Origin of the sequence: Lacimonas salitolerans (genome assembly GCF_042677865.1) — a bacterium.
Lineage (GTDB): Bacteria > Pseudomonadota > Alphaproteobacteria > Rhodobacterales > Rhodobacteraceae > Lutimaribacter > Lutimaribacter salitolerans.
The window spans coordinates 1-24,792 of the sequence record NZ_JBHUDD010000144.1 but is presented as its reverse complement, the minus strand read 5'-3'; the positions used below and the strand labels follow the sequence as shown (position 1 = coordinate 24,792).

The 24,792-nt window shown below is 65.3% G+C and carries 21 protein-coding genes and 1 tRNA gene; 9 read left to right on the top strand and 13 right to left on the bottom strand.

Annotation, left to right across the window (positions count from 1 at the left end; genetic code table 11):
* The coding region (locus ACFTOW_RS15625; RefSeq protein ID WP_379917357.1) for an outer membrane protein at positions 1-513 on the top strand (513 nt) is incomplete at its 5' end.
* A 44-nt stretch (positions 514-557) separates the two neighbouring features.
* Here the strand turns inward: ACFTOW_RS15625 and hisG are convergent.
* The 4 genes from hisG to ACFTOW_RS15605 all read right to left on the bottom strand — a co-directional run bounded on the left by hisG (position 558) and on the right by ACFTOW_RS15605 (position 4,779).
* Positions 558-1,253, bottom strand: coding sequence for an ATP phosphoribosyltransferase (gene hisG, locus ACFTOW_RS15620; RefSeq protein ID WP_379917355.1), 696 nt, complete (start codon positions 1,251-1,253; stop codon positions 558-560).
* Positions 1,250-2,335 carry an ATP phosphoribosyltransferase regulatory subunit gene (locus tag ACFTOW_RS15615; RefSeq protein WP_379917353.1) on the bottom strand — a complete coding sequence of 362 codons (1,086 nt, stop codon included), beginning with the start codon at positions 2,333-2,335 and terminating at the stop codon, positions 1,250-1,252. The genes hisG and ACFTOW_RS15615 overlap by 4 nt, the downstream gene beginning before the upstream one ends.
* On the bottom strand, positions 2,332-3,879 hold the full coding sequence (hisS, locus tag ACFTOW_RS15610; RefSeq protein WP_379917351.1) for a histidine--tRNA ligase: 1,548 nt from the start codon (positions 3,877-3,879) through the stop codon (positions 2,332-2,334). The genes ACFTOW_RS15615 and hisS overlap by 4 nt, the downstream gene beginning before the upstream one ends.
* A gap of 96 nt (positions 3,880-3,975) precedes the next feature.
* Positions 3,976-4,779 (bottom strand): crotonase/enoyl-CoA hydratase family protein, encoded by an 804-nt coding sequence (locus ACFTOW_RS15605; RefSeq protein ID WP_379917349.1) that lies wholly within the window; start codon positions 4,777-4,779, stop codon positions 3,976-3,978.
* An 89-nt stretch (positions 4,780-4,868) separates the two neighbouring features.
* On the opposite strand from ACFTOW_RS15605, the gene ACFTOW_RS15600 reads away from it, so the two are divergent.
* Positions 4,869-5,063 carry a SlyX family protein gene (locus tag ACFTOW_RS15600; protein WP_379917347.1) on the top strand — a complete coding sequence of 65 codons (195 nt, stop codon included), beginning with the start codon at positions 4,869-4,871 and terminating at the stop codon, positions 5,061-5,063.
* A 6-nt stretch (positions 5,064-5,069) separates the two neighbouring features.
* On the opposite strand, the gene ACFTOW_RS15595 is transcribed toward ACFTOW_RS15600, so the two are convergent.
* Positions 5,070-5,972, bottom strand: coding sequence for a hypothetical protein (locus tag ACFTOW_RS15595; protein WP_379917345.1), 903 nt, complete (start codon positions 5,970-5,972; stop codon positions 5,070-5,072).
* A 124-nt stretch (positions 5,973-6,096) separates the two neighbouring features.
* Positions 6,097-9,603 carry a DNA polymerase III subunit alpha gene (dnaE, locus tag ACFTOW_RS15590; RefSeq protein WP_379917343.1) on the bottom strand — a complete coding sequence of 1,169 codons (3,507 nt, stop codon included), beginning with the start codon at positions 9,601-9,603 and terminating at the stop codon, positions 6,097-6,099.
* Positions 9,604-9,820: 217 nt separating this feature from the next.
* On the opposite strand from dnaE, the gene xdhA reads away from it, so the two are divergent.
* The 7 genes from xdhA to ACFTOW_RS15555 are packed head-to-tail and all read left to right on the top strand — an operon-like array spanning position 9,821 to position 19,238.
* Positions 9,821-11,233, top strand: coding sequence for a xanthine dehydrogenase small subunit (gene xdhA / locus ACFTOW_RS15585; RefSeq protein WP_379917341.1), 1,413 nt, complete (start codon positions 9,821-9,823; stop codon positions 11,231-11,233).
* Complete coding sequence (xdhB, locus tag ACFTOW_RS15580) at positions 11,230-13,575, top strand: xanthine dehydrogenase molybdopterin binding subunit (protein WP_379917339.1); 2,346 nt, start codon at positions 11,230-11,232, stop codon at positions 13,573-13,575. Before xdhA ends, xdhB begins: the two co-directional genes overlap by 4 nt.
* Positions 13,565-14,575, top strand: coding sequence for a xanthine dehydrogenase accessory protein XdhC (gene xdhC, locus ACFTOW_RS15575; RefSeq protein ID WP_379917337.1), 1,011 nt, complete (start codon positions 13,565-13,567; stop codon positions 14,573-14,575). Before xdhB ends, xdhC begins: the two co-directional genes overlap by 11 nt.
* Positions 14,572-16,089 carry an ABC transporter ATP-binding protein gene (locus ACFTOW_RS15570; RefSeq protein ID WP_379917335.1) on the top strand — a complete coding sequence of 506 codons (1,518 nt, stop codon included), beginning with the start codon at positions 14,572-14,574 and terminating at the stop codon, positions 16,087-16,089. Before xdhC ends, ACFTOW_RS15570 begins: the two co-directional genes overlap by 4 nt.
* Positions 16,090-16,128: 39 nt before the next feature.
* Positions 16,129-17,211: an ABC transporter permease gene (locus ACFTOW_RS15565; protein WP_379917333.1), complete on the top strand. Its 1,083-nt coding sequence runs from the start codon at positions 16,129-16,131 to the stop codon at positions 17,209-17,211.
* A gap of 1 nt (position 17,212) precedes the next feature.
* Positions 17,213-18,133, top strand: coding sequence for an ABC transporter permease (locus ACFTOW_RS15560; RefSeq protein WP_379917331.1), 921 nt, complete (start codon positions 17,213-17,215; stop codon positions 18,131-18,133).
* Positions 18,134-18,164: 31 nt separating this feature from the next.
* A complete protein-coding gene (locus ACFTOW_RS15555; RefSeq protein WP_379917329.1) occupies positions 18,165-19,238 on the top strand; it encodes a BMP family ABC transporter substrate-binding protein in 1,074 nt (357 codons plus the stop codon).
* A gap of 49 nt (positions 19,239-19,287) precedes the next feature.
* Here ACFTOW_RS15555 and ACFTOW_RS15550 read toward each other — a convergent pair whose 3' ends face one another.
* The 7 genes from ACFTOW_RS15550 to ACFTOW_RS15520 form a co-directional block, all read right to left on the bottom strand.
* On the bottom strand, positions 19,288-19,980 hold the full coding sequence (locus ACFTOW_RS15550) for a sirohydrochlorin chelatase (RefSeq protein WP_379917327.1): 693 nt from the start codon (positions 19,978-19,980) through the stop codon (positions 19,288-19,290).
* A gap of 76 nt (positions 19,981-20,056) precedes the next feature.
* A tRNA-Trp gene (locus ACFTOW_RS15545) sits at positions 20,057-20,132 on the bottom strand.
* A 72-nt stretch (positions 20,133-20,204) separates the two neighbouring features.
* On the bottom strand, positions 20,205-20,957 hold the full coding sequence (locus tag ACFTOW_RS15540) for an SGNH hydrolase domain-containing protein (RefSeq protein ID WP_379917325.1): 753 nt from the start codon (positions 20,955-20,957) through the stop codon (positions 20,205-20,207).
* Entirely contained in the window at positions 20,938-22,005 is a 1,068-nt protein-coding gene (locus tag ACFTOW_RS15535; RefSeq protein ID WP_379917323.1) for a GSCFA domain-containing protein, read from the bottom strand. Before ACFTOW_RS15535 ends, ACFTOW_RS15540 begins: the two co-directional genes overlap by 20 nt.
* A gap of 99 nt (positions 22,006-22,104) precedes the next feature.
* Positions 22,105-23,346, bottom strand: a complete 1,242-nt coding sequence (locus tag ACFTOW_RS15530; RefSeq protein WP_379917321.1) for a CoA transferase — start codon at positions 23,344-23,346, stop codon at positions 22,105-22,107.
* Complete coding sequence (locus ACFTOW_RS15525; protein WP_379917319.1) at positions 23,343-24,191, bottom strand: HTD2 family dehydratase; 849 nt, start codon at positions 24,189-24,191, stop codon at positions 23,343-23,345. Before ACFTOW_RS15525 ends, ACFTOW_RS15530 begins: the two co-directional genes overlap by 4 nt.
* A 436-nt stretch (positions 24,192-24,627) precedes the next feature.
* On the bottom strand, positions 24,628-24,792 hold a 165-nt coding region (locus ACFTOW_RS15520; protein WP_465261611.1), incomplete at its 5' end, for an EF-Tu C-terminal domain-related protein.

Genomic DNA, 24,792 nt, shown 5'->3' with positions numbered 1-24,792 from the left:
CACCCAACATTACAGAATCCAACTCAGGCTCAGACGCAAGCGCGCTCAAACACACCGATCGGCCCAAAAGCGATTCCCCTGGGTGGCCAGTTGGGCTATGGCGACGTTGATGCCACGGGCGGCCTGAACGGTGACGGCGTGATCGGCGGTCTGGTCGCCGGTTATGACCACGACTATGGCAACTACGTGCTGGGTGTCGGTCTCGACGCCGACTTCGCCGACATCGACGTTGGCGGTGCCACCACTCTGGAAAACGTTGCCCGCCTGAAGGCCCGCGCCGGTTACAAGATCGGTAACGGTCTGGCCTATGCGACGACCGGTGTTGCACGTGCAAGCACCGACAACCTGGGCAGCGAAACCGGGTACTTCGTCGGTCTGGGCTACGAGCACATGCTGACCCAGCAGTTCGCCGTTGGCGGTGAAGTGCTGCACCACCAGTTCGACGATTTCAACAACTCGGGCATCGACGTCGACGCGACAACAGTGCAACTGCGCGGCACGTTCCGCTTCTGATTGCTCGACAACACAGGGGTGGGCATGATTGCCCACCCCAGACCTCAGTCCAGTGCCAGTTGTGCCACGAGAGCGTGCATGACAGCGCGGTCCTGATCGCTGACATCGGCCACGCGCGACCGGAAAAGCGTCGCCTGGCTTTGCAGCACCATCCCGTCCGACAGAACCTTCAGGTGATTGGCCCGCAGCGTATCACCGGTCGAGGTGATATCGGCCACGGCTTCAGCCGTTTCAAACTTTACAGTGCCCTCGGTCGCGCCCTGGCTGTCGACCAGCTGGTAATCGGCCACGCCCTGATCGCGCAGGAAGTCGCGCACCAGCCGGTGATACTTGGTGGCGATCCGCAGCCGGAATCCATGCTGGGCACGGAACGCCGACGCGACAGAATCCAGATCGTCCAGCCCGTCCACATCGACCCAGGCCGCAGGCACCGCGATCACCAGATCCGCATGGCCAAAGCCCAGTTCGGCCAGTTCCTCGACCTTCTGCTCCCAACCACCCAGCTTTTCGCGCACCAGATCGGTGCCGGTCACGCCCAGATGCAGACGCCCGGCCGCCAGTTCGCGCGGGATTTCCCCCGCCGACAGCAGCACCAGTTCGACGCCGTCGATGCCATCGACCTGCCCGGCATATTCGCGCTCGGACCCTGTGCGGCTCAGCCCGATGCCATGCGCGCCGAACCAGTCAAAGGTCTTTTCCATCAGCCGCCCCTTGGACGGCACGCCCAGCTTGATGCTCATTCCCGGCCCTCCACCGTCAGCAGCAGTTCGGGGCGGATCACGCCCCCCACCGCCGGGATAGCCCGGCCCTGCCCCAGCACACGGGTCAGCGCGTCATACCGCCCGCCGGTGGCAACGGGTGGCAGGTCGGGCCGCGCCTCGGCATAGAACCCGAACACGAACCCGTCGTAATATTCCATCGTGGTGCGGCCATAGCTGGCTTCGAAATCCAGCCGCTCGACATCGACGCCACGCGCCTGCAACGCCGCCATCCTTGCGGCCAGTTGCTCGACCGCCGGAGCGATGGCGGGCATGTCCACGGCGATGTCGCGCAACCGCTCCAGCGCATAGGGCAGCGTTTCGCGCACGGCCAGAATGGCGTCGATCAGCGCGACCTCAAGCGTGGGGATCGGCGGGGCGGCCGCGTCGTCATGCAGCGCGGTTATGCGCGCCGCGATCTCGCGGCGACTGCGCAGCCCGATCATCGGCGCGCAGCCTGCAAGGGGATCGGCGGCAGCCAGCAGCGCCGCACGCGTGGGTGGCACCGGCACCCGGCCTGCGAAACGGTCGATCAGCGCCCGGAACCGCCGGGGACGCCAGATATGGCGCATCAAGGCCGCCTTGCGTGCCCCGGTCGTGCTGAGCGCGCGCACCGCCGCCATCAGGATTCCGATATCGCCAGTCGCCGCCCGCAACGGCGCCGCACCAAGGGCGTCGGAGATCAGGGCAAACACTTCGGCATCGGCGGCGGCCAGATTGGTGCCGTCGAACACCTCGTACCCGACCTGGCAGTATTCGCTGGCGCGTGTGGCGTCATCCTCCTGCCGCCGGAACACCGGCCCGGCATAGGTATAGCGCGCGGGCTCGGCCCCGTGGGCCATGTGCATCTGCACCACCGGCACGGTGAAATCAGGGCGCAGCATCTGCTCGCCGCGCAGCGCGTCGGAGGTGACATAGGCCCGCCCGCGAATATCCTCGCCGTAAAGATCCAGCAGCGTGTCGGCCGGTTGCAGGATGCCGCATTCCACCTGAACCGCCCCGACAGCGGTGAACATGTCACGCAGGCGCGCAGCCTCGCGGATTTCGGATGCCAGCGGGGTCATAGCCCGTGCATGTCCAGGATCTCGCGCACCTTGGCAAGCATCTGGTCGCGCGGCACCTCGAACTGGCTGGGGCGGTCCTTCCATTCCTCGTGGGTGGCGGTCTCGGCGATCTGCGACCCCAGTATCAGGTCCTTGATCTGGATGACGCCCCGCGCCTTTTCGTCGCCGCCCTCGATCACCGCGATGGGTGACTGGCGCTTGTCGGCGTATTTGAGCTGATTGCCGAATTGCTTGGGGTTGCCCAGATAGACCTCGGCCCGGATTCCGGCCTGACGAAGCTCGGCCACCATCGCCTGATACTCGGCCATCCGTTCGCGGTCCATCACGGTGACCACCACGGGGCCGACCTCGCGCGCGTCAATCCGGCCCTTTTCGCGCAGGGCGGCCAGCAGGCGATCGACGCCGATGCTGACGCCGGTGGCGGGCACGGCCTGCCCGGTGAAGCGTTTCACCAGATCGTCATAGCGCCCACCCCCGGCGACCGAGCCGAACTGCCGCTTGCGGCCCTTGTCGTCGAGGATGTCAAAGGTCAGCTCGGCCTCGAACACCGGGCCGGTGTAATAGCCAAGCCCGCGCACGACGGAAGGGTCGATGACGATGCGGTCGGGGCCGTAGCCTTGGGCAGCAAGGAGATCGGCTATCTCGGCCAGTTCGTCGACGCCTTCCAGACCCTCATTTGAATATTCAACTACTTCACGGAGTCGAGACAAAGTAGCTTCATTCGTTTCCGCTTTAGCGTGCAGGAATGCTAGAAAGCCGTGAACAACGTAGTGAGGAAGCCCCAATCCAGGAATAAAAGCACCAGAGGCATCTTTTCGCCCACCCCCTAGCAACTCAATGATACCCGCTTCCCCGACTTTTTCGAATTTGTCGAGCGTTCTCATTACAGCGTCGGTGCTCGCAATCAAACGTGCTTTCAACTCATCAAACGCGCCCGATCCTTGCGGCGACACCCCATCTGGAAAAGCGTCACGTTTTTGTCCCTCCGCAACACTTTCAATTATCCCATTCAGAACCTTGCGATTGTTCACCCGGATCAGGTAATCCCCGCGCGCGATCCCCACCTCTTCCAGCGTGTCGGCCAGCATCGCGCAGATCTCGGCATCCGCCGCGACCGATCCGCTGCCCACCGTGTCGGCATCGCATTGATAGAACTGCCGAAACCGCCCCGGCCCCGGCTTTTCGTTGCGCCAGACCGGCCCCATCGCATAGCGGCGATAGGGCGTGGGCAGGTCGTTGCGGTGCTGGGCATAGACGCGGGCCAAGGGCGCGGTCAGGTCATAGCGCAGCGCCAGCCAGTCGCCCTCGTCCTCCTGCCAGGCAAAGACGCCCTCGTTGGGGCGGTCCACGTCGGGCAGGAATTTGCCCAGAGCCTCGACCGTCTCGACCGCGCTGCTTTCCAGCGCGTCAAAGCCATAGCGATGATAGACCCCGGCGATCTTGCGCAGCATCTCGGCGCGCATCGTCACCTCGTGCCCGAAATAGTCGCGGAAGCCCTTGGGCGTTTCGGCCTTGGGGCGGGGGGCTTTTTTCTGCTTGGCCATGGGTCGGGTCCTTGCGCCACAAACTCGCGCCGCATCTACCCCACGCCCCCTGAAAGGGCAAGCGATCCCCCGGTCTGCGGTAGGGCACATCTCGCCCTAAACCGCGTCGAACCGCCCGGACCGTCCCGCCCCGGCCGAAAACCGCGCGGCCCCGGCCACGCCTTCGGCCTGAAACATCCGGGCCGAGCGCCATTCGCGGCGCAGGCCCGCGGCCAGATCGGCCGCCGGAATACGCGCCGACAGGTGATCGGCCCGCACGCAGCCCTGGGGAAACCGCGTCAGGCTGTGCGCCAGCGCCAGCGCGTCGTCCAACGCATCGCCCGGGGCGCAGACGCGATCGGCCAGCCCCATCGCCTGCGCCTCGGTGGCGCCCACAGGCCGGCCTGTCAGGATCAGGTCATTCGCCCTGCCCTGCCCCACGATCCGTGGCAGGCGCAGCGTGCCGCCGTCGATCAGCGGCACGCCCCAGCGGCGGCAGAACACGCCGAACACCGCGCTGCCCGATGCCACGCGCATGTCGCACCACGCCGCCAGCTCCATCCCGCCAGCCACCGCGTGCCCTTCGATCGCGGCGATCACCGGCTTTGACAGCATCAGCCGCGACGGCCCCATCGGCCCCGGCAGGGGCTGTGCCACCGGATCTGTCCAATCCTCGGGGATATCGACCGTTCGCAGCCATGCATCCGCCTGCCCGCCCGCTGCGGCCTTCAGATCAAACCCCGCGCAGAACGTATTCCCCGCGCCGGTCAGCACGGCAACATCCAGCCCGTCATCCACTTCGAACGCCAGAAACGCATCATACAGCGCCTGCGCCGTTGCCGGGTCCACCGCGTTGCGCTGCGCGGGCCGGTCGATGGTGACCACCAAGACCCTGTCCTGCCGTTCTGTCCGTATTGTCATGCTGTCCTCCCTGATGCCCCGCACTCTGCCATTCCCACGGCCTGCGCGCCATGGTATCGACCCCACCCGTGCAGCCAAGGGAATCCACAATGGAACATCTGGAAGAAAAGCTGGCCCATCTGATCCGCACGGTCGACGATCTGTCCGACGTGGTGGCCGCTCAGGCGACCGAGATCGACCGCCTGACGCGCCGCGTGGCCATGCTGATGCAGCGCGAAGCCACGCGCGAGGCCGACAATACCGGCGGCGTGGTTCTGGGCGACGAGCGCCCGCCGCACTACTGACCGCGGTCAGCCACCCGATTTGGTATCGCGCGCCACCACCTGTCCGTCGTGCAGCAGGATCGTGGCCCAGCGGGCATTGCTGCCAAACCGTTCGTAGACGGTGACGAAGGCGGTATCACGCTCCAACTGTCCCATCCGGTTGCCGCAGGGCGTGTTGCGGCCCACGCCGCAGACCCGGCGTTTGATCGTCTCATAGGCCTGATCGGTGTCGCTGTAAGGCAGAGACTCGGCCGGGGCACCATAGCGCAGCTGCTCGTGCATGCCCGGGCTGGCGAACATCGCCATGGCGGCAGTGAACTGCCGTGCGCAGTCATCGGGAAAGCCGGTGACGTAAAAGCCGCGCGGGGCGGTGGAACCGGGCGCGCTGTCATAGACGCGGTATTGCGGGCGGCGCTCGGGATAGCTGGCGACTTCGGTTCCCATGTCGCGTTTCGGGATGTCACAGACCCGCGCCACCTCGCCATAGGGCAGCACGGTGCCGGGGGCGACAAGCCGCGCATCGGGCGCGTCGGGATCGATGGCGCTGCGGCGATTGACCGACCCCAACCGCGCCTGCGTCCCCGCGTCGGGATCGACCGAGGCAACCTGTGCCTGAGTGTTTCTGCTGTCATTGCGCCTGAGCAAGCCAAACAGACCCCGCCGCGGTTCGGCTGAGGTTGTCTCGGCGGTCTCCGGAGCGGGGCCGCCTGTTCCGGTCTGCTCTTCGGCAGCCGCGTCCTCAGCCGGTGCATCCGGTGCGGTGGTCTTGGGGTTGAACAACCGGGCAAACAGGCCACCCCGAGCCTCCTGGTCGGCCTCGGACGCGGGCTCGGCGACTTCGGCGGTCCGGGCCTGTTCGGCCAGGTCCACATCCGACAGGCGGGTCACGTCCGCCATCGGATCGGCGCAACCGGCCAGAAATCCGGCCATGACCAGACAGGCTAAGGCATGTCTCACGATTGTCTCACTCCCCAATGATGCTCAGGGTGATAGCCCGGATGCCCCGCATCCGTCCAGCGTCGGGCGGCACACCGGCAAACCCCCGCCGGGAGAGTCAGACCTCGATCACCTCCAGCACACCCGACAGCGAGCGGATCGCGCCCTTGATCTGCGGGTTCACCGGGTATTCGGCACCGGTGTCGATCTCGACCTCGCCGGGCAGGTCCGGCCCGATCAGACAGAAATGGATCGGCCCGCGCCCGACCCCGCGCAGGGTGTCCGCCGCTCCGGCCAGGATGGTATCGACCTGCGCAATCGCGCCGGGATCATCGACAAAGATGCGCAACCCGGGCGAACCTGCATCGGCCACAACCCCGTCCATCGGCGCGACCGAGCGGCCCATCGGATCGAACTGCCCTTCGTTGAACCGCGCCTCAAGCGTCATGACCACGTGATCGGTGGTTTCGAACACCTTGCGCGTCGCCTCGAAGTCATCGCAGAACATCACCATGCCCGCGACCTGCCCGGTCGGATCGCTGATGTTCATGCGGAAGAACCGCGTGCCCCGGCCCGACTTGCGCTCCTGCAAGCCCGAGACCAGCACCCCCACCTTGCCGATCGCCGCGCCATCGGCCTCGGCCTTTTCGCGCAGGGCCTCGATTGTCATGATCTTCTTGCGCTTCAGCGCGGGCAGGTAGTCGTCCAGCGGGTGACCGGAAAGGTAGAACCCGATGGCCTTGTGCTCCTCGGCCAGACGATCAACCGGCAGCCAGTCCTCCACCGGCGACAGGCGCGGTTCGGGCAGGTCATCACCCGCCTCGCCGAACAGCGACACCTGGCTGGAGTTCTTCTGCTCGTGGATCGCGGCCGAGTAATTCACCAGCGCATCAAGACCGTCAAAGACCCGCCGACGGTTGCCATCCAGCTGGTCGAACGCCCCCGAGCGCGCCAGCATTTCCAGCGGGCGCTTGCCGATGCGTTTCAGATCGGCGCGACGCGCGAAATCATACAGCGTGGCAAAGGGCTTGTCGCCGCGCGCCCCGGTGATCAGGCGCATCGCCTCAAGCCCCACGTTTTTCAGCGCGCCCAGCGCATAGACCAGCCGCCCGTCCTGAACGTCGAAAGTCTCAAGACTGCGGTTCACGCATGGCGGCACGATCCCGATCTCAAGCCCGCGCCGGACCTCTTCGGCATAGATCGCCAGCTTGTCGGTCAGGTGGATATCGCAATTCATCACCCCGGCCATGAACTCGACCGGGTGATTGGCCTTGAGCCACGCGGTCTGATAGCTGACCACGGCATAGGCCGCCGCGTGGGATTTGTTGAAACCGTAGTTGGCGAACTTTTCCAGCAGGTCGAACACCTCGCTGGCCTTTTTCTTGTCCACCCCGTTTTCCATAGCCCCTTTTTCGAACTTGGGACGTTCCTTGGCCATCTCCTCGGCGATCTTCTTGCCCATGGCGCGGCGCAGCAGGTCGGCCCCGCCAAGGCTGTATCCCGCCATTTCCTGCGCGATCTGCATCACCTGTTCCTGATAGACGATGATTCCTTGGGTTTCTTCAAGGATATGGTCGATCAGCGGGTGGATCGAGGCGCGTTCCTTCAGCCCGTTCTTGACCTCGCAATAGGTCGGGATGTTCTCCATCGGGCCGGGACGATAAAGGGCGACCAACGCCACGATGTCCTCGATGCAGGTGGGCTTCATGCGCCGCAGCGCGTCCATCATGCCGCTGGATTCCACCTGGAAAACGGCAACGGTCTTGGCGCTGGCATACAGTTTATAGGTCGCCTCGTCATCCAGCGGGATCGCACCGATGTCATCCACCCCGCCCGGCGGCGGTTGATAAAGCTCGGTCCCGTCGGGGGCGATATGCAGATGCCGCCCGCCCTTCTTGATCAGGTCAACGGCATTCTGCACCACGGTCAGGGTTTTGAGGCCCAGAAAGTCGAACTTGACCAGACCGGCCTGCTCCACCCATTTCATGTTGAACTGGGTCGCGGGCATGTCCGATCGCGGATCCTGATACAGCGGCACCAGCCGGTCCAGCGGCCGGTCCCCGATCACAACGCCCGCCGCATGGGTCGATGCGTTGCGCAACAGCCCCTCGACCTGCATGCCGTAATTCAGCAGCCGGTCGACCACCTCTTCGTTGCGCGCCTCGGTGCGCAGGCGTTCTTCCTGCTTCAGCGCCTCGGCGATGGACACCGGCTTGACCCCCTCGACCGGGATCAGTTTCGACAGCCGATCCACCTGCCCATAGGGCATCTGCAACACCCGCCCGATGTCGCGCACCGCCGCCTTGGACAGCAGTGCACCAAAGGTGATGATCTGCCCCACCTTGTCGCGGCCATATCGGTCCTGCACATAGCGGATCACCTCTTCGCGGCGGTCCATGCAAAAGTCGATATCGAAGTCGGGCATCGACACCCGCTCGGGGTTCAAAAACCGCTCGAAAAGAAGGGAATACCGCAGCGGGTCCAGATCGGTGATCGTCAGCGCATAGGCCACAAGGCTGCCCGCCCCCGAGCCGCGCCCCGGCCCCACCGGAATATCGTGATCCTTGGCCCATTTGATGAAATCGGCCACGATCAGGAAGTAACCGGGAAATCCCATGCCCTCGATGATGCCCAGCTCGAATTCCAGCCGCTTTTCATACTCTTCCACCGGCGCGGCATGGGGGATGACCTTCAGCCTGTCCTCCAGCCCCGCCTTGGCCTGACGGCGCAGTTCCTGCACCTCGTCATCGGCAAACTTCGGCAGGATCGGATCGCGCCGCTTGGCCTGATAGGCGCAGCGGCGGGCGATCTCGACCGTGTTGTCCACCGCTTCGGGCAGATCGGCGAACAGGGTGATCATCTCCTGCTGCGATTTGAAGTAATGCTGCGGCGTCAGGCGGCGGCGTGGCTCGGACTGATCGACATAGGAACCGTCGGCGATGCAGATCAGCGCATCATGCGCCTCGTACATGTCGCTTTTGGGGAAATACACATCGTTGGTGGCCACCAGCGGCAGGCCCATCGCATAGGCCATCTCGACAAAGCCCTGCTCGGTCTGACGCTCGGGCTGCGGCAGGCCACCGTCGCCCGGATGGCGCTGCAATTCGACATACAGCCGGTCGGGATAGATCCCCGCGAGCCGCTGCATCAGCGCTTCGGCCCGGTCGCGCGCGCCCTCGCGCAGCAGCCGCCCCACCGGCCCATTCGGTCCGCCCGACAGACAGATCAGCCCGTCCGAGAATTCCGCCAGCTGCTCGGGCGTCACCTGCGGATCCTCGCCACCCTTGCCCAGATACAGGCAACTGGACAGGCGCATCAGGTTTTCATACCCGGCCTCGTTCTGCGCCAGCAACACCACGCCCGCCGGGGGCTTGGGCCGCTGGCCGGGCTGCGCCGGATCGTATCCGACATCCACCTGACAGCCGATGATGGGCTGGATGCCCGCGCCGCTGGCCGTCACTGAAAACTCAAGCGCGCAGAACATCGAATTGGTGTCGGTCACGGCGACCGCGGGCATGCCCATGTCCTCGCACAGGCCGGGCAGCTTTTTCAGCCGCACCGCCCCTTCCAGCAGGGAATATTCGGTGTGCACGCGCAGATGGATGAATCGGGGGGCCTGGATCATGCTTGCCACAGTATGTGGGGCACGCGCCCGCGAAAAGCCCGGAAAAACACCAGATGCCTGCGCCCTGTCCCAACCTCCGCGCCTTTTCGCTTGCCAAGCACGGCATGCCTTGCCTAGCCTTGGTAAAACTGACAGGAACAGGCGCGCTTTCTACGCCGCATCGAGTGCGCGCACCCCGGATCCACGGGGCACCCCGGTAAGGCGGCAGGACCATCCCATGAGTATCACCTTTCTTCTGAACGGAGAGAGAGTGGAGTTGCGCGACATCGACCCGTTGATGACCGCGCTCGACTGGCTGCGCGAAACCCGCGGCCTGACCGCCACCAAGGAAGGCTGCAACGAGGGCGATTGCGGGGCCTGCACCGTCATGGTCACCGATGCCCATGGCGCGCGGGCTCTGAACGCCTGCATCCTGTTTCTGCCGCAACTGCATGGCCGCGCCCTGCGCACCGTCGAGGGCATCAGCGCGCCCGATGGCCAACTGCACCCGGTGCAGGCCGAGATGGTCGCCCACCACGGCAGCCAATGCGGCTTCTGCACGCCGGGCTTCATCGCCTCGATGGCGGTCAGCCACCTGAACGGTGACACCGACCCGGAAACCGCCCTTGCCGGCAACCTGTGCCGCTGCACCGGCTACGCGCCCATCCTGCGCGCTGCCCGCGCTGCGCAACCGGCCCCCGTTCCCGCGCATCTGCACGACGACCCTGACTTCCTCTCTCGACAAATATCCTCGGGGGGAGTCCCCGCAGGGGACGGGGGGCAGACAGCCCCCCAGCGCGGCTTGCGCCCCGAAACCACCGATGATCTGGCGCGGCTCTGTGCCGCCCATCCCGATGCCACGCTGATTGCCGGGGCCACCGATGTTGGGCTTTGGGTGACGAAACAGATGCGCGCCCTGGACAAGGTGATCTTTCTGAACCGCTGCGCCGATCTGCAAACCTTAGATGCAGGCCCGGACACGCTCCGCATCGGTGCGGGCGTCACGATGGATCGGGTGCTGACGCTGATGGAAACCCACCACCCGTCCTATGCCGCGATGATCCGGCGCTATGGCTCGGCGCAGGTGCGCGCCGCCGCCACGATCGGCGGCAATATCGCCAACGGCTCGCCCATTGGCGACAACCCGCCCGCGCTGATCGCCCTTGGCGCGCGGCTGTACCTGCGCCACGGCGACACCCGGCGAGAGATTGCGTTGCAGGACTTCTTCATCGACTATGGCAAGCAGGATCGCGCAGCGGGCGAGTTCGTCGAAGCCGTCACCCTGCCCGCCAGCGCGCCGGATTTCCGCTGCTACAAGATCAGCAAGCGGTTCGATCAGGATATCTCGGCCCTGCTGGGCGCGTTCAACATCACCGTCACCGACGGCATCGTCACCGACGCGCGCATCGCCTTTGGCGGCATGGCGGGTATCCCGAAACGCGCGGACCAAGCGGAAACTGCACTGATCGGCCAGTCGTGGTCGCTGGACACGGTCCGCACGGCACAAGCGGCCATCGCACGGGATTTCACCCCCCTGTCGGACATGCGCGCCAGTGCCAACTATCGGCTGACGGTCGCGCAAAACCTGCTGGAGAGGTATTTTCACGAGCTGACCGGCACATACACCGATCTGCGCGAGGTGCAGGCATGAGCGTCGGCAAACCCCTTCCGCACGATTCTGCCCCGCTGCATGTGACGGGTCAGGCGCGCTATGTCGATGACATCCCCGTGCCTGCAGGCACGCTGCATCTGTGCTTTGGCCTGTCCACCGTGGCGCGCGGGCGGATCACCGCGATGGACCTGTCGGCGGTGCGCGCGGCCCCCGGCGTGGTGGCGGTGCTGACCGCCGATGACCTGCCCTTTGCCAATGATGTCTCGCCCTCGGTCCATGACGAGCCGCTGTTGTCGGATGGGACGGTGCATTACGTCGGGCAGCCGGTGTTTCTGGTGGTCGCAGACAGCCATCTGCATGCCCGTCGCGCCGCGCGGCTGGGACGGATCGACTATGCCGAGGAGACGCCGGTTCTGACCATCGAGGCCGCGTTGGAGGCCGACAGCCACTTCGAAGACGGTCCTGTCACATGGGCGCGCGGCGATGTGGAGGCCGCGCTGGCCAGCGCGCCCCGCACCATCGAAGGCCGGATCGAGATCGGCGGGCAGGAGCATTTCTACCTCGAAGGTCAGGCCGCGCTGGCCCTGCCGGGCGAGGATGGCGACATGGTGGTGCACAGCTCGACCCAGCACCCGACCGAGATCCAGCACAAGGTGGCGGATGCCCTGGGCGTGCCGATGCATATGGTGCGGGTGGAGACGCGGCGCATGGGCGGCGGGTTCGGCGGCAAGGAAAGCCAGGGCAACGCGCTGGCCGTGGCCTGCGCCGTGGCGGCGCGCGCAACCGGCCGGGCCTGCAAGATGCGCTATGATCGCGATGATGACATGGTGATCACCGGCAAGCGGCATGAGTTCCGCATCGACTATCGCGCGGGGTTCAACGATCAGGGGCGGCTGACGGGGGTTGCGTTCCAGCATTTCACCCGCGCGGGCTGGGCGCAGGATCTGACCCTGCCGGTGGCGGATCGCGCGATGCTCCACTCGGACAACGCCTATTTTCTGCCCGCCGCCCGGATCGAAAGCCATCGTTTGCGCACCAACACCCAAAGCGCCACGGCGTTTCGCGGGTTCGGCGGGCCACAGGGCATGGTGGGGATCGAGCGGGTGATGGACCACATCGCCCATGTGCTGGGGCGTGATCCGTTGCAGGTGCGGCAGGCCAATTACTATGACGCGGCGCAGTCAAAAGGTGCGGGAACCGGGCAGCGCTATGGCGGGCCACATTCGCCCGCCGTGGCGCAGGCCCGCACCACCACACCCTATGGCATGGAGGTCACCGATTTCCTGCTGCATGAAATGACCGAAGCGCTGGCCGAGCGCTCAGATTACGCTGCCCGGCGACTGGCAGTGCGCGACTGGAACGCCGCCAACCCGATCCTGAAACGCGGGCTGGCGCTGACGCCTGTGAAGTTCGGGATTTCCTTTACGCTGACCCATCTCAATCAGGCCGGCGCGCTGGTGCATGTGTATCAGGACGGCTCGATCCACCTGAACCACGGCGGCACCGAAATGGGTCAGGGTCTGAACCAGAAGGTTGCGCAGGTGGCCGCCAGCGCCTTTGGCGTGGGGCTGCAGGATGTGCGCATCACCGCCACCGACACCGGCAAGGTGCCCAACACCTCGGCCACCGCGGCCTCCAGCGGATCGGACCTGAACGGGATGGCGGTGCAGGACGCCTGCGAAAAGATCAAGGCGCGCATCGCCGGACATCTGGCCGAAACCCATCAGACCACGCCGGGCGCCGTGCGCTTTTCGGATGGTCAGGTGCATGTCGGCGACCATGTCATGGGTTTTGCCGACGCCGTGCAAAGCGCCTATTCTGCCCGTATCAGCCTGTCGGCCACCGGGTTCTACAAGACGCCCGACATCACCTGGGATCGTGCGCGCGGTCAGGGGCGGCCGTTCTTCTATTTCGCCCAAGGCGCCGCCATCACCGAGGTGGCGGTGGACACGCTGACCGGAGAAAACCGTATCCTGCGGGTCGATATCCTGCATGATGCGGGGGCCAGCCTGAACCCTGCCATCGACATCGGCCAGATCGAGGGCGGCTATGTGCAGGGCACGGGCTGGCTGACGATGGAGGAACTGGTCTGGGACGATGCCGGGCGGCTGCGCACCCACGCGCCCTCGACCTACAAGATCCCGGCCACCAGCGACACGCCGCCGGTGTTCAATGTCGATCTGTGGGATCAGCCCAACCCGGCGGCAACCATCTATCGCTCGAAGGCAGTGGGTGAGCCGCCCCTGATGCTGGGCATATCCACGCTGATGGCACTGTCGGACGCGGTCGCGGCCTGCGGGCCGGGATACCCCGCGCTGGATGCCCCCGCCACGCCCGAACGGGTGCTGGCGGCCATCGCACGGGTGCGCGATGAGCCTTGATCTGGTTGCCCTGCGGGCCGCCGTGGCCGCCCATGGCACCATCGCCCGCGTGGTGATCGCCGATGTGGCCGGGTCGTCCCCGCGTGAGGTGGGCGCGGCGATGCTGGTCTGGCCAGAGGGCCAGTCGGGCACGATCGGCGGCGGCGCGCTGGAGTTCGAGGCGGCCAGGGCTGCGCGCGCTGCGCTGACCAGCGGCGTGGGCTGGCTGCGCCGCCATGCGCTGGGGCCAGACCTTGGGCAGTGTTGCGGCGGGTCGGTGGTACTGCTGTGCGAAATCATCGACGCCGCGCTGTTGGCATGCTGGGAAGGGGGGCTGTCTGCCCCCCGCGGCGATGCCGCCCCCCCCGAGAGTTTACCGGGCAAGATGAAGGACGGGGTTGTCCTGCGGCCCGCAGGCGGGGCGCGCGAAATGCCGCTTTCGGTGCGGCGGGTGCTGGAGCATGCGCGGTCGCGCGGCGCACGGCCACGGGCGCAACTGCTGGACGGCTGGATGATCGAGCCGGTCTTGCAGCCCGACCTGCCGGTCTGGATCTGGGGTGCGGGGCATGTGGGGCGGGCGATCGTGGGCGTTCTGGCCCCCCTGCCCGAGATCGAGATAACCTGGATCGACACAGATGCCGCGCGGTTTCCGGACATGGTGCCCGATGGCGTGCAGGCTGTTCCAGTGGCCGAACCGGTGCGGATGATGGCCCATGCGCCGCCGCATGCCCATCATCTGATCCTGACCTATTCCCACGCACTGGACCTGGCCCTGTGCGATGCGGCGCTGCGGCGGGGCTTTGACAGCGCAGGCGTAATCGGGTCGGCCACCAAATGGGCGCGCTTTCGCAAAAGACTGGCGGCGATGGGCCACGGCCCTGCCCAAATCGCGCGCATTGCCTGCCCGATCGGCGATCCGGCCCTTGGCAAGCATCCGCAAGCCATTGCCATCGGCGTGGCAGCAAGGCTAGTTGAGGTATCGCGGCGACAAGATCGCGAGGGGGAAAGGGCCACGGGGTGACGGAACCACTGCTGACAATCGAAGGGCTGACCAAGGCCTATCCCGGCGTCGTGGCCAATGACGACGTATCCTTCACCATCCGCGAGGGCGAGGTGCACGCCCTGCTGGGCGAGAACGGCGCGGGCAAATCCACGCTGGTCAAGATGATCTACGGGCTGGTCAAGCCCGACAGCGGCACCATGACCCTGCGCGGCGCGCCCTATAGCCCGGCCGAGCCACGCGCCGCCCGCGCAGCGGGTGTCGCGATGGTGTTTCAGCATTTTTCGCTGTTCGACGCGCTGAACGTGGCCGAAAACGTCGCGTTGGGCATGGAAACCCCACCACCGATGCGCGACCTGGCCGCGCGCATCCGCGATGTCTCGGAAACCTATGGCCTGCCCATCGACCCCTACCGCATCGTCGGCGACCTTTCGGCGGGCGAGCGGCAGCGGGTCGAGATCATCCGCTGCCTCTTGCAGGACCCGCGCCTGTTGATCATGGACGAGCCCACCAGCGTGCTGACCCCGCAGGAGGTGGAGATCCTGTTCAAGACCCTGCGCAAGCTGACTGGCGAAGGCGTCGCGATCCTGTATATCAGCCACAAGCTGGAGGAAATCCGCGCGCTCTGCGATGCGGCCACGATCCTGCGGCTGGGGCGCAACGTGGGCACCTGCGTGCCCAGCCAGACCACCGCGCGCGAAATGGCCGAGATGATGGTGGGCAGCGCGTTTCAGGCACCCGAAAGCGCGGGCCGCGCCTTGGGCGACGTGGCGCTGGAGATATCGGGCCTGTCGCTCAAAAGCCCTTCGGCATTCGGCACGTCGCTGAAAGACCTGAACCTGAGCCTGCGGGCGGGCGAGATCCTGGGCATCGGGGGTGTGGCGGGCAACGGGCAGGACGAACTGCTGGGGGCGCTGTCGGGCGAATTGCGCAGCGATGCAGAGGCGATCCGGTTCAAGGGGCAGCCGGTGGGCCGGCTTGGCCCCACCGCGCGGCGGCGGCTGGGCCTGCTGAGCGCGCCCGAGGAACGTCTGGGCCACGCCGCCGCCCCCGACATGAGCCTGACGGAAAACGCCGCCCTGACCGCCGCCGCGCGCGAGGGGCTGGTGGTGAACGGCTTTCTGAAATGGGGCAAGGCGCGGAGCTTTGCCGAAAGCATCATCGCGCGGTTCGACGTGCGCACCCCGGGGCCCGGCACTGCAGCGCGGGCGCTGTCGGGCGGCAATCTGCAGAAATTCGTGATCGGGCGCGAGGTGATGCAGCGCCCAGAGGTTCTGGTGGTCAACCAGCCCACATGGGGTGTGGATGCCGCCGCCGCCGCCGCGATCCGGCAGGCGCTGCTGGACCTGGCCGCAGGAGGCACCGCCGTTCTGGTGATCAGCCAGGATCTGGACGAGTTGATGGAAATCTCGGACCGGTTCGGCGCGCTGAACGAGGGACGGCTGAGCGATATCCGCCCGGCGCAGGGTCTGAGCGTCGAGCAGATCGGCCTGATGATGGGCGGCGCACATGACATGGAGGTGGCCCATGTGTGACGCACGCACCCGCCCGTTTTTGGACAAAAGGGCGCGCACATGCTAAAGCTGGAACGCCGCCCGCAGCCCTCGCGCCTGTGGACCTATCTGACGCCACTGGTGGCGGTGGTGCTGACGATGCTGGCCGGGGCGGTGCTGTTTGCCTTTCTGGGCAAGGATCCGCTGGTGGCGATCCGCACCATATTCTGGGACCCGCTGTTTTCGGATTTCGCGTTCTATTACCGCCCGCAACTTCTGATCAAGGGCGCACCGCTGGTGCTGATCGCCATCGGCCTGTCGCTGGGGTTCCGGGCGGGGATCTGGAACATCGGGGCCGAGGGGCAGTACATCATCGGCGCGCTATGCGGTGCCGCCGTGGGGTTGGCGTTCTACCCGGCCGAAGGGTGGTTCATCTTTCCGCTGATGGTGATGGCGGGGGCCTTGGGCGGCTGGGCCTGGGCGATGATCCCGGCATTGCTGAAGGTCCGCTTTGGCACGAACGAGATCCTTGTATCGCTGATGCTGGTCTACGTGGCGGAACAGTTGCTGGCCTCGATGGCGCTGGGGGTGCTTAAAAACCCCGAAGGCTTTGGCTTTCCGGGCAGCCGCAATCTGCAACAGTACCCCAGCGCACATAACGCCGAGCTGATCACCGGATCAGGCATGCACTGGGGCGTGGTGGCGGCCTTCATCGCGGTGATCCTGGCCTATGTGCTGCTGAACCGGCATATCCTTGGATTTCACATCCGCCTGACCGGCGAGGCCCCGCGTGCCGCGCGGTTCGCGGGCGTGGTGCCCGCGCGGCTGATCCTGTTCTGTCTGGGCACGGCAGGCGCGCTGGCCGGACTGGCGGGCATGTTCGAAGTCTCGGGTCCGTCCGGTCGGGTCAGCATCGATTTCAACGTGGGCTACGGGTTTACCGCGATCATCGTGGCCTTTCTGGGCCGGTTGCACCCCGTCGGCATCCTGCTGGCGGGCGGGCTGATGGCGCTGACCTATATCGGCGGCGAGATCGCGCAATCGCGCATGGGCCTGCCCGCCGCCGCGATTCAGGTGTTTCAGGGGATGCTGCTGTTTTTCCTGCTGGCCGTGGATGTGACCACGAATTACCGCATCCGCTGGACGAAACGAGAGGTGGCCTAGGATGGACCTTGGATCGATCAACCCAATCCTGTTGCTGGCCTCGCTGATGGTGGCGGCCACGCCGCTGCTGCTGGCCGCGCTTGGCGAGTTGGTGGTGGAACGGGCCGGCGTCCTGAACCTCGGGGTCGAGGGGATGATGATCACCGGCGCGATCTGCGGCTTTGCCATCGCGGTCAACACCGGCTCGCCCATCGTCGGGCTGGGGGCTGCGGCCCTTGGGGGCGCGGTGCTGTCGTTGCTGTTTGCCCTGCTGACGCAGGTGGCGCTGGCCAATCAGGTCGCCTCGGGGCTGTCGCTGACGCTGTTCGGCTTGGGGCTGTCGGCGCTGCTGGGCCAGGGGTATCAGGGGATCAAGCCGCCGCCCTTTCCGAAAACGCATATTCCGCTGCTGTCGGATATTCCGGTGCTGGGGCCGATCCTGTTCCGGCAGGACATCGTGGTCTACCTGGGCCTTTTCCTGACCGCTCTGGTCTGGTGGATGCTGAAATACAGCCGCGCCGGCCTGATCCTGCGGGCCGTGGGCGAAAACCATCACGCGGCCCATGCGCTGGGATACAAGGTGGTGCGCATCCGGATTCTGGCCATCCTGTTCGGCGGGGCCTGCGCGGGGCTGGGCGGGGCGTATATCAGCCTGATCCGCGTGCCCCAATGGACCGAGGGCATGACCGCCGGGATCGGCTGGATCGCCCTGGCGCTGGTGGTGTTTGCCAGTTGGAAGCCCTGGCGCATGGTGCTGGGTGCCTATCTTTTCGGCGGCATCTCGGTGTTGCAGCTTAATATGCAAGCGGCCGGTGTTGCCATTCCGGTCGAATACTTGGCAATGTCACCCTATCTGATCACGATCCTCGTGCTTGTGATCATGTCGGCCGACAAGAGCAAGGCACCAGCATCGCTTGGCCGGTCTTTCCACGCCTCGCAATGAGGACACTTTCGCAACAACAGGGGGATCCCAAATGAAATTCACCAAGCTTCTGGCCACTGCCGCAATGGCACTGGGCCTGGCCACGACGGCCATGGCGCAGGATGTCACCAAGGTCGGCTTTGTCTATGTTGGCCCGGTCGGCGATGGCGGCTGGACCTATGAGCACGACAAGGGCCGTCTGGCCGTCGAAGAGCATTTCGGCGACAAGGTCGAGACCGTTTTCGTCGAGTCCGTGCCCGAAGGCCCGGACGCCGAGCGCGTGATGACCCAGATGGCGCTGGACGGCGCAGACCTGATCTTTACCACCTCGTTCGGCTTCATGGATCCGACGATCAACGTGGCGGCCAAGTTTCCGGACGTGAAGTTCGAACACGCCACCGGCTACAAGCGCGCCGACAACGTGTCGACCTACAGCGCGCGTTTCTACGAAGGCCGTGCCATTCAGGGCCATATCGCGGGCAACATGACCGAGTCGAACATCGTCGGCTACATCGGGTCATACCCCATCCCCGAAGTGATCCGCGGCATCAACTCGGCCTTCATCCACGCACGCAAGGTCAACCCGGAGGTCGAGTTCAAGATCATCTGGGCCTACACCTGGTTCGACCCCGCGAAAGAGGCGGATGCGGCCAAGGTGCTGATCGAGCAGGGCGCTGACGTGATCCTGCAACACACCGATTCCACCGCCCCGCAGGCGGCGGCACAGTCCGCGGGCAACGTCGTGACCTTTGGTCAGGCATCCGACATGATCGAGTATGCGCCCTTTCCGCGCGTGTCCTCGATCATCGACGATTGGGCGCCCTATTACATCGATCGCGTTCAGGCGGTGATGGACGGCACATGGGAATCGACCGACACTTGGGACGGCATCGGTCCGGGCATGGTCGGCATCGGCGAGATCACCGACGCCGTTCCCGAAGACGTGAAGGCCGAGGCGCTGGCGCTGAAAGAAGCGATTGCAAACGGCGAATACCACCCCTTTACCGGCCCGATCAACAAGCAGGACGGCTCGGTCTGGCTGGCCGAAGGCGAAACTGCCGATGACGGCACCCTGCTGGGCATGAACTTCTATGTCGAAGGCATCTCGGGCGACATTCCGCAGTAAGCGATGCACCGGAAACCTGTCAAAGGCCCGCCCGTCCGGCGGGCCTTTTTCATGGGCGGGCCGCCTTTTGCAGGCTCCGGGCGATCAACTCGGGCACGCCTGCATCCTCGCCCAGGGGCGGCAGCAGCGCGCCGGCGAACTGCGCCTCTTGCAGCGCCTGCGGGATATCCTCGATCACGTGGCCCGCGCGCAGGGCAAAGAACGGCAGGCAGATCGCCTGCCCCAACCCCTTGGCGGCATCGGCCAGATACGGGGCTTCCTCGACAAAGCCGCAGGTGATCTGCCGCAGGCCCAGGCGCGTGCGCAACTGTTGGGCCATGGCAAAGGCGCTGTCGGCGCTGGTGCGCGACCGCTGACTGCCATGGGCCGCCAGCAGCAGCGCGGTATCGCCCGCCTGCCAGCCCCGCTGCGCCAGAATGTCGGCAACGATGCGCGCGCACAGATAGGGCAGATCAGGCTCGACGCCAAAGGGGGCAACCGCCCGCCCCCGGCCATCCAGCCGCCGCGGCAGTTCGGTGCCGGTGAACCACCCCTCGGCCATGAAGAAAGGATAGACCAGAGGCTGGTCCAGCCCCTCCAGCGCCGCATCCAGCGCGCCGGGCGCGGCCAGCGTGGCCCCACGCAGCACCCATCCCGGCAAGTGGTCGCCCACGCGCGCCGCAAGCGCCTGCATCACCGTCTCTTGCGGGCCGGGATCTGACGGAAAGCCATGGGCGACGATCACGGCAGAAGGCTGGGGCATGGACACACTCCTGTTGCTGTGCGGCGCAACCTAGCCTGCAAGGCGCGCAACGCAAACCGCTAGTGTCTGGAAGTGTTGGCAGGGGCAGCAGGGTTCGAACCCGCGACCTACGGTTTTGGAGACCGTCGCTCTACCAGCTGAGCTATACCCCTAAGGCCGGGGTGACGGATACGACGCCGGCCACCTGAAATCAAGGGCGATTTTGGCAAAGCCGGGCAGGGTTGTCATTTCACCGCCGCCATGAACTCCTGCAACATCAACGCCGCGAATTCAGGCGACTTGTGCGAGATATCCACGTTTTCCGCTGCGCCCTCGGTGGCATAGGCCGTATCGGTGAACAGCCCGTCAACGACGGTGTGACCGGGTTGATGCAGCAGGGTCACGCCATCCTGCGCGAAGGCATCGACGAAGATCTGCCACATATCGGCGCGCGCCGTCTCCGTCGTGGCGATCGCGTCGGGAAACCGCGCCAAAAGCTGTTTGTGCGCGTAGTAGTCGCCAATGCCGCGCGTGGGGTATGGCGTGGGCGCAAACAGGATCTGCGCCTTGCCCTGACGACCGAACTCGCGCGCGGCCCGCGCCATCCGGCGATCCAGCAGAAACCCTTGGGCGGCGGCACGCAGCACGGCCTGGCTGATGCGCTGTCCCACCCTGTGCTGACGGTGCAGATACTCGAACTGGAAATGCCAGATCCGCAACCGCGCTGCATAGAACAAGATCACGTCGAAATCATCCGCCGACAGGGTGGCACGCCCGTTGCCGTTGACCTGCTCGACCATTGCCGCCGCGTCCGGGCCTGTGGGGGTCAACACCCCGTCCAGCATGTGCAACTGGGTACGAAACAGCGGCCCGGTGACGCCCCAGAACTCGACATCAAAACCGTCAAGATCAATCAGACCTGCATCCAGCGCCCGCCTGACGCTACCCAGATGGCTGTCACCGAATATGCACAGCGTCCTATTTTCTGGCGAAGGCACTCAGCAATTCCTCTTCGCACTTCACATCCTCGGCGCTGGTGTCGGGGGTATGCGCCACGATCTTCTTGCGCTTCTTCGGGGCAACCGAACCAAAGACACGCTCTTGATCGGCAAAGAAATGCCCCATCACCGTGTCCACCCCGGTCTTTTCCACGCTGCGCATGTTGGGGCCATAGAACATCCCCCGGAACACCGGATGGGTGATGATCTCGTAGGACGGGAAATAATCGACGAACTTCAGCTCGGCCTGCATCTGCCCGGCCACAGCGCGCAGCACGGATTTGGAATAGCTGGTGGCGGTCAGCACATGCTCGCCCGAGGCGGTGGCCGTCAGGGGCACGGGTGACACTGTCAGCAGCACCTTGATGTCGGGGTTCTTCGCCCGCATCAGGCGCAACGCCTGCTGCAATTCCTTGTACAGCGTCCGAAACCCGCCGTTGCGGAACTCGTGCCGGTCCGGGTCGAACGTGGCCCCTGCCGTCGTGCCGGGGCACATCGCGTATTGCAGGCCGGTCTCGCGGTTTTCCCAGCATTCGGTCAGACCCAGCGTGAACACGAACACCTGCGCCCGGGTCACCGCGGCGCGCAATGCCGCAAGGGTGGTTTCGCGGGCATCGCGCAGCTCGTCTTCCGAGGCGAAACCTTCGGGTTCGATCACCGGGCGCAGCGGGTCGTAGAACCGGCCCTCCTGCTGCCAGATTTCATCGGGCACCTCGCCCGCGTCAAAGGCCAGATGCAGCCATTGCAGCAGCATTTTCGGCGTATAGATGTTGCCGGTGCGAAAGCTGAAGATGCCATAGTTGAACCGATTGGCGTCATCGGGTGTCAGGTAAGTGGGCGCGGGTTCTGCATCGTACCACTGATACCCCCGCGCACTAAGCGCACGACCGATATGCTGGGCAAAGCAACTGCCTGCGGTCACGATCCGGTCTCGCGGACGGATGCGGAACTTGGGCGACCACAGGCCAGTCAGGCCATGCGGCCCGGCCTCGGCCACGGCCGGGCGCCAATAGGCGTTTGGCCCCAGATCCTGGTAAGGGTTGCTCATGGTCCTGCTGCCTCTTTCACCTTGCGGTTTTGCCGCGTTTTCGTTGCGAAAACGCTAGCAGAGGCGATTTGGCCATTCAACTATCCGCAGCTGGGCGGATCACTCTGCCGCAAGTTTGGCCGCGTATCGCGGACTTTGCACCACACCCGTGTCGAACAACCGGGCAATCTCGGTATCCGGCAGGCCCACGACATCGCCCAGCACTTCTTCGGTATGGGCCCCCAATTCGGGGGCGGGTTGCGGCGCGGTGCGGGGCGCGGCCGAGAACGTCACGGGAGCGCCAGGCACCGGGAACCGGCCCAGGCCCGGCTGATCCAGCATCGTGAAAACCGGGTTGTCTGTGGACAGGTCGGCGTCTTCCTCGACCGCTTCTTTCACGCTGCGGAACTGTGACCAGGTCAGACCGGCCTTGTTGAAATCGTCTGCAAACTCCTCGACCCGGCGCGCGGCAAAGAAGGGGCGCAGGATCTCGGTGATCTCGTGGCGCAATTCCCAGCGCACGGCTTCGTCCATCAGGTCGCGGCCCTTGCGCACGGCCAGTCGTGCCATCGCATCCGTCGTGCCGGTCGCGCTGACCAGCCCCTTCCACTGGCGCGCGGTCAGGCCGATCACCATCACCCGCTTGCCATCGGCACAGACAAAATCCTGCCCGTAGGCCCCATACAGCGCGTTGCCCGATTTGCCGCGCTGCGCGGTGTTCACCACCGCGTCGCCAATCATGCCCAGGTTGCCAAGCATGGCGGCTGCCACATCCTTCAGCGCGACATCCACATCCTGCCCGGTGCCGTGGCGCAGGCGGTGGCGTTCGGCCGCCAGCAGCGCCGACACCACCATGTTGCCCGCGATGCAATCCCAAGCAGGCAATGCGTTGGCGACAGGATCGGGATGGCCTTCGGGGCCGGTGATGTCGGGGATGCCAAGGGCGGGGTTCACTGTGTAATCCACCTGCGGGCGGCCATGGCGGTCGCCCATCAGCGTGACCATGATCAGATCCTCGCGGAACTTGGTCAGGGTTTCGTAATCCATCCAGCCGCGCACGCGCAGATTGGTCAGGAACATCCCCGCATCGTCACCCGGCGCGGTGATGATCCGTGTCACCAGTTCGCGCCCTTCGGGGGATTGCATGTCGACGGCAATGGATTTCTTGCCCTTGTTCAGCCCCGCCCAGAACAGGCTTTGCCCGCTTGGCGCAACCGGCAGGCGCTTGGCATCCAGACCGCCGCCGATGCGGTCAAAGCGGATCACCTCTGCCCCCATCTGGGCCAACGTCATTCCGGCCAGCGGCACGGCAACAAAGGCCGAGCCTTCGACAACGCGCATGCCCTTGAGAAGCTGGGTCATACCGTGCCCTCCCATATTGCGGTGGCCTGCATGCCCTGATGGCCATTCTGGCCGGTGCAGAGCGTCAGGCTGCCATCCTCATCCTCGGTCGCCATGATGTCCAGCGCCTCGCCGTGAAACATCGGGTGCACGCCACGGAAATCGAACTGCACCGGACGGCGTCCCATGTGATCGCAGGCGGCCTGCATCAACAGCGTGGCCTGCAACGGCCCGTGCACGACGAGGCCGGGATAATGCTCGACCTGCTGGGCATAGCTCAGATCATAGTGGATGCGATGCGCGTTGAACGTGATCGCGGAATAGCGGAACAATAGGGTTTCCGACATCGGCGCGACGCTGTGAAGGACCGGCTTGTCCGGCACCGGCAGCTTTCTGGGCGGCGCGTAACTTTCTGGTATTGCGAGATAAACGATATCCTGCCGCTCTTCGACCGCCAGCCCGCGTTCGCCATAGATCGCGTGATCGACGGTCACGAAAACCATGCGCCCCGCCTTGCCGTCCTTTTCCACGACCGAGCGGATCGCCGAGCGTTGTTCCAGCACCTCGCCCACCCGCAACGGGGCATAGAATGTCAGGCTGCCACCGGCCCACATGCGCCGGTCCAACCCCAGCCGGGGGAGAAAGCCGCCGGTGGCGGGGTGGCCGTCGCGGCCCAGTTCGGCCATGGGCGCGGTCGGAGGGAAGGCGCACCAGTGCCAGAGCGGGGGCAATGCATCGCCGGTGGCCGGTGGGGCGTGGCGCGGGCTGCCAAGGGTGGCATGAATCTTCGCCGCCATCAGAGGGGTGATGCCCCCGGTTTCGGTCTTCGTGCGGCCTTCCCACGCCTTGGCGTTGATCTGGTCCATGGTCGATCCTCCCGTAATCTTGCTGTCCAGAAACGCGGGATGGTCGAAAAAATCAAGTTTTTTTAATGGGTTAGCTGCATACAATCATATACCGAACCCAGATGCTGCGACTGCACCCAAGGGGGATGCGTTGAAAACATATCGAAAAATCGCGATCCTTTTGCAGGTGCAGAAATTCCGACTTCGGCTGTCGAGGCTGCACAAATTTCGGGCGCCTGTCGGAGGCGGGCGGAAAACCCGGCGATGTGTGCGACAGGATACGGAATCTGTCCCGGGCGACAACCGGTGCCGGCAGGCCGCGAAACGGCGCTGCACAGTCCATGCACGGATCATGCACATGCCATGCATATACGGGCACGTATGGACTGCTGGGCAATAGACGCAGAAAAGGCCGCTGTTGCCAGCGGCCTTTTCCGGTTTCAACCCGTCTGACGGATCAGGCGATGATCTTCGACACGACGCCGGCGCCGACGGTGCGGCCGCCTTCGCGGATGGCAAAGCGCAGGCCGTCTTCCATGGCGATCGGGGCGATCAGCTCGACCTCGAACTTCAGGTTGTCGCCGGGCATCACCATTTCCGTGCCCTCGGGCAGGGTCACGGT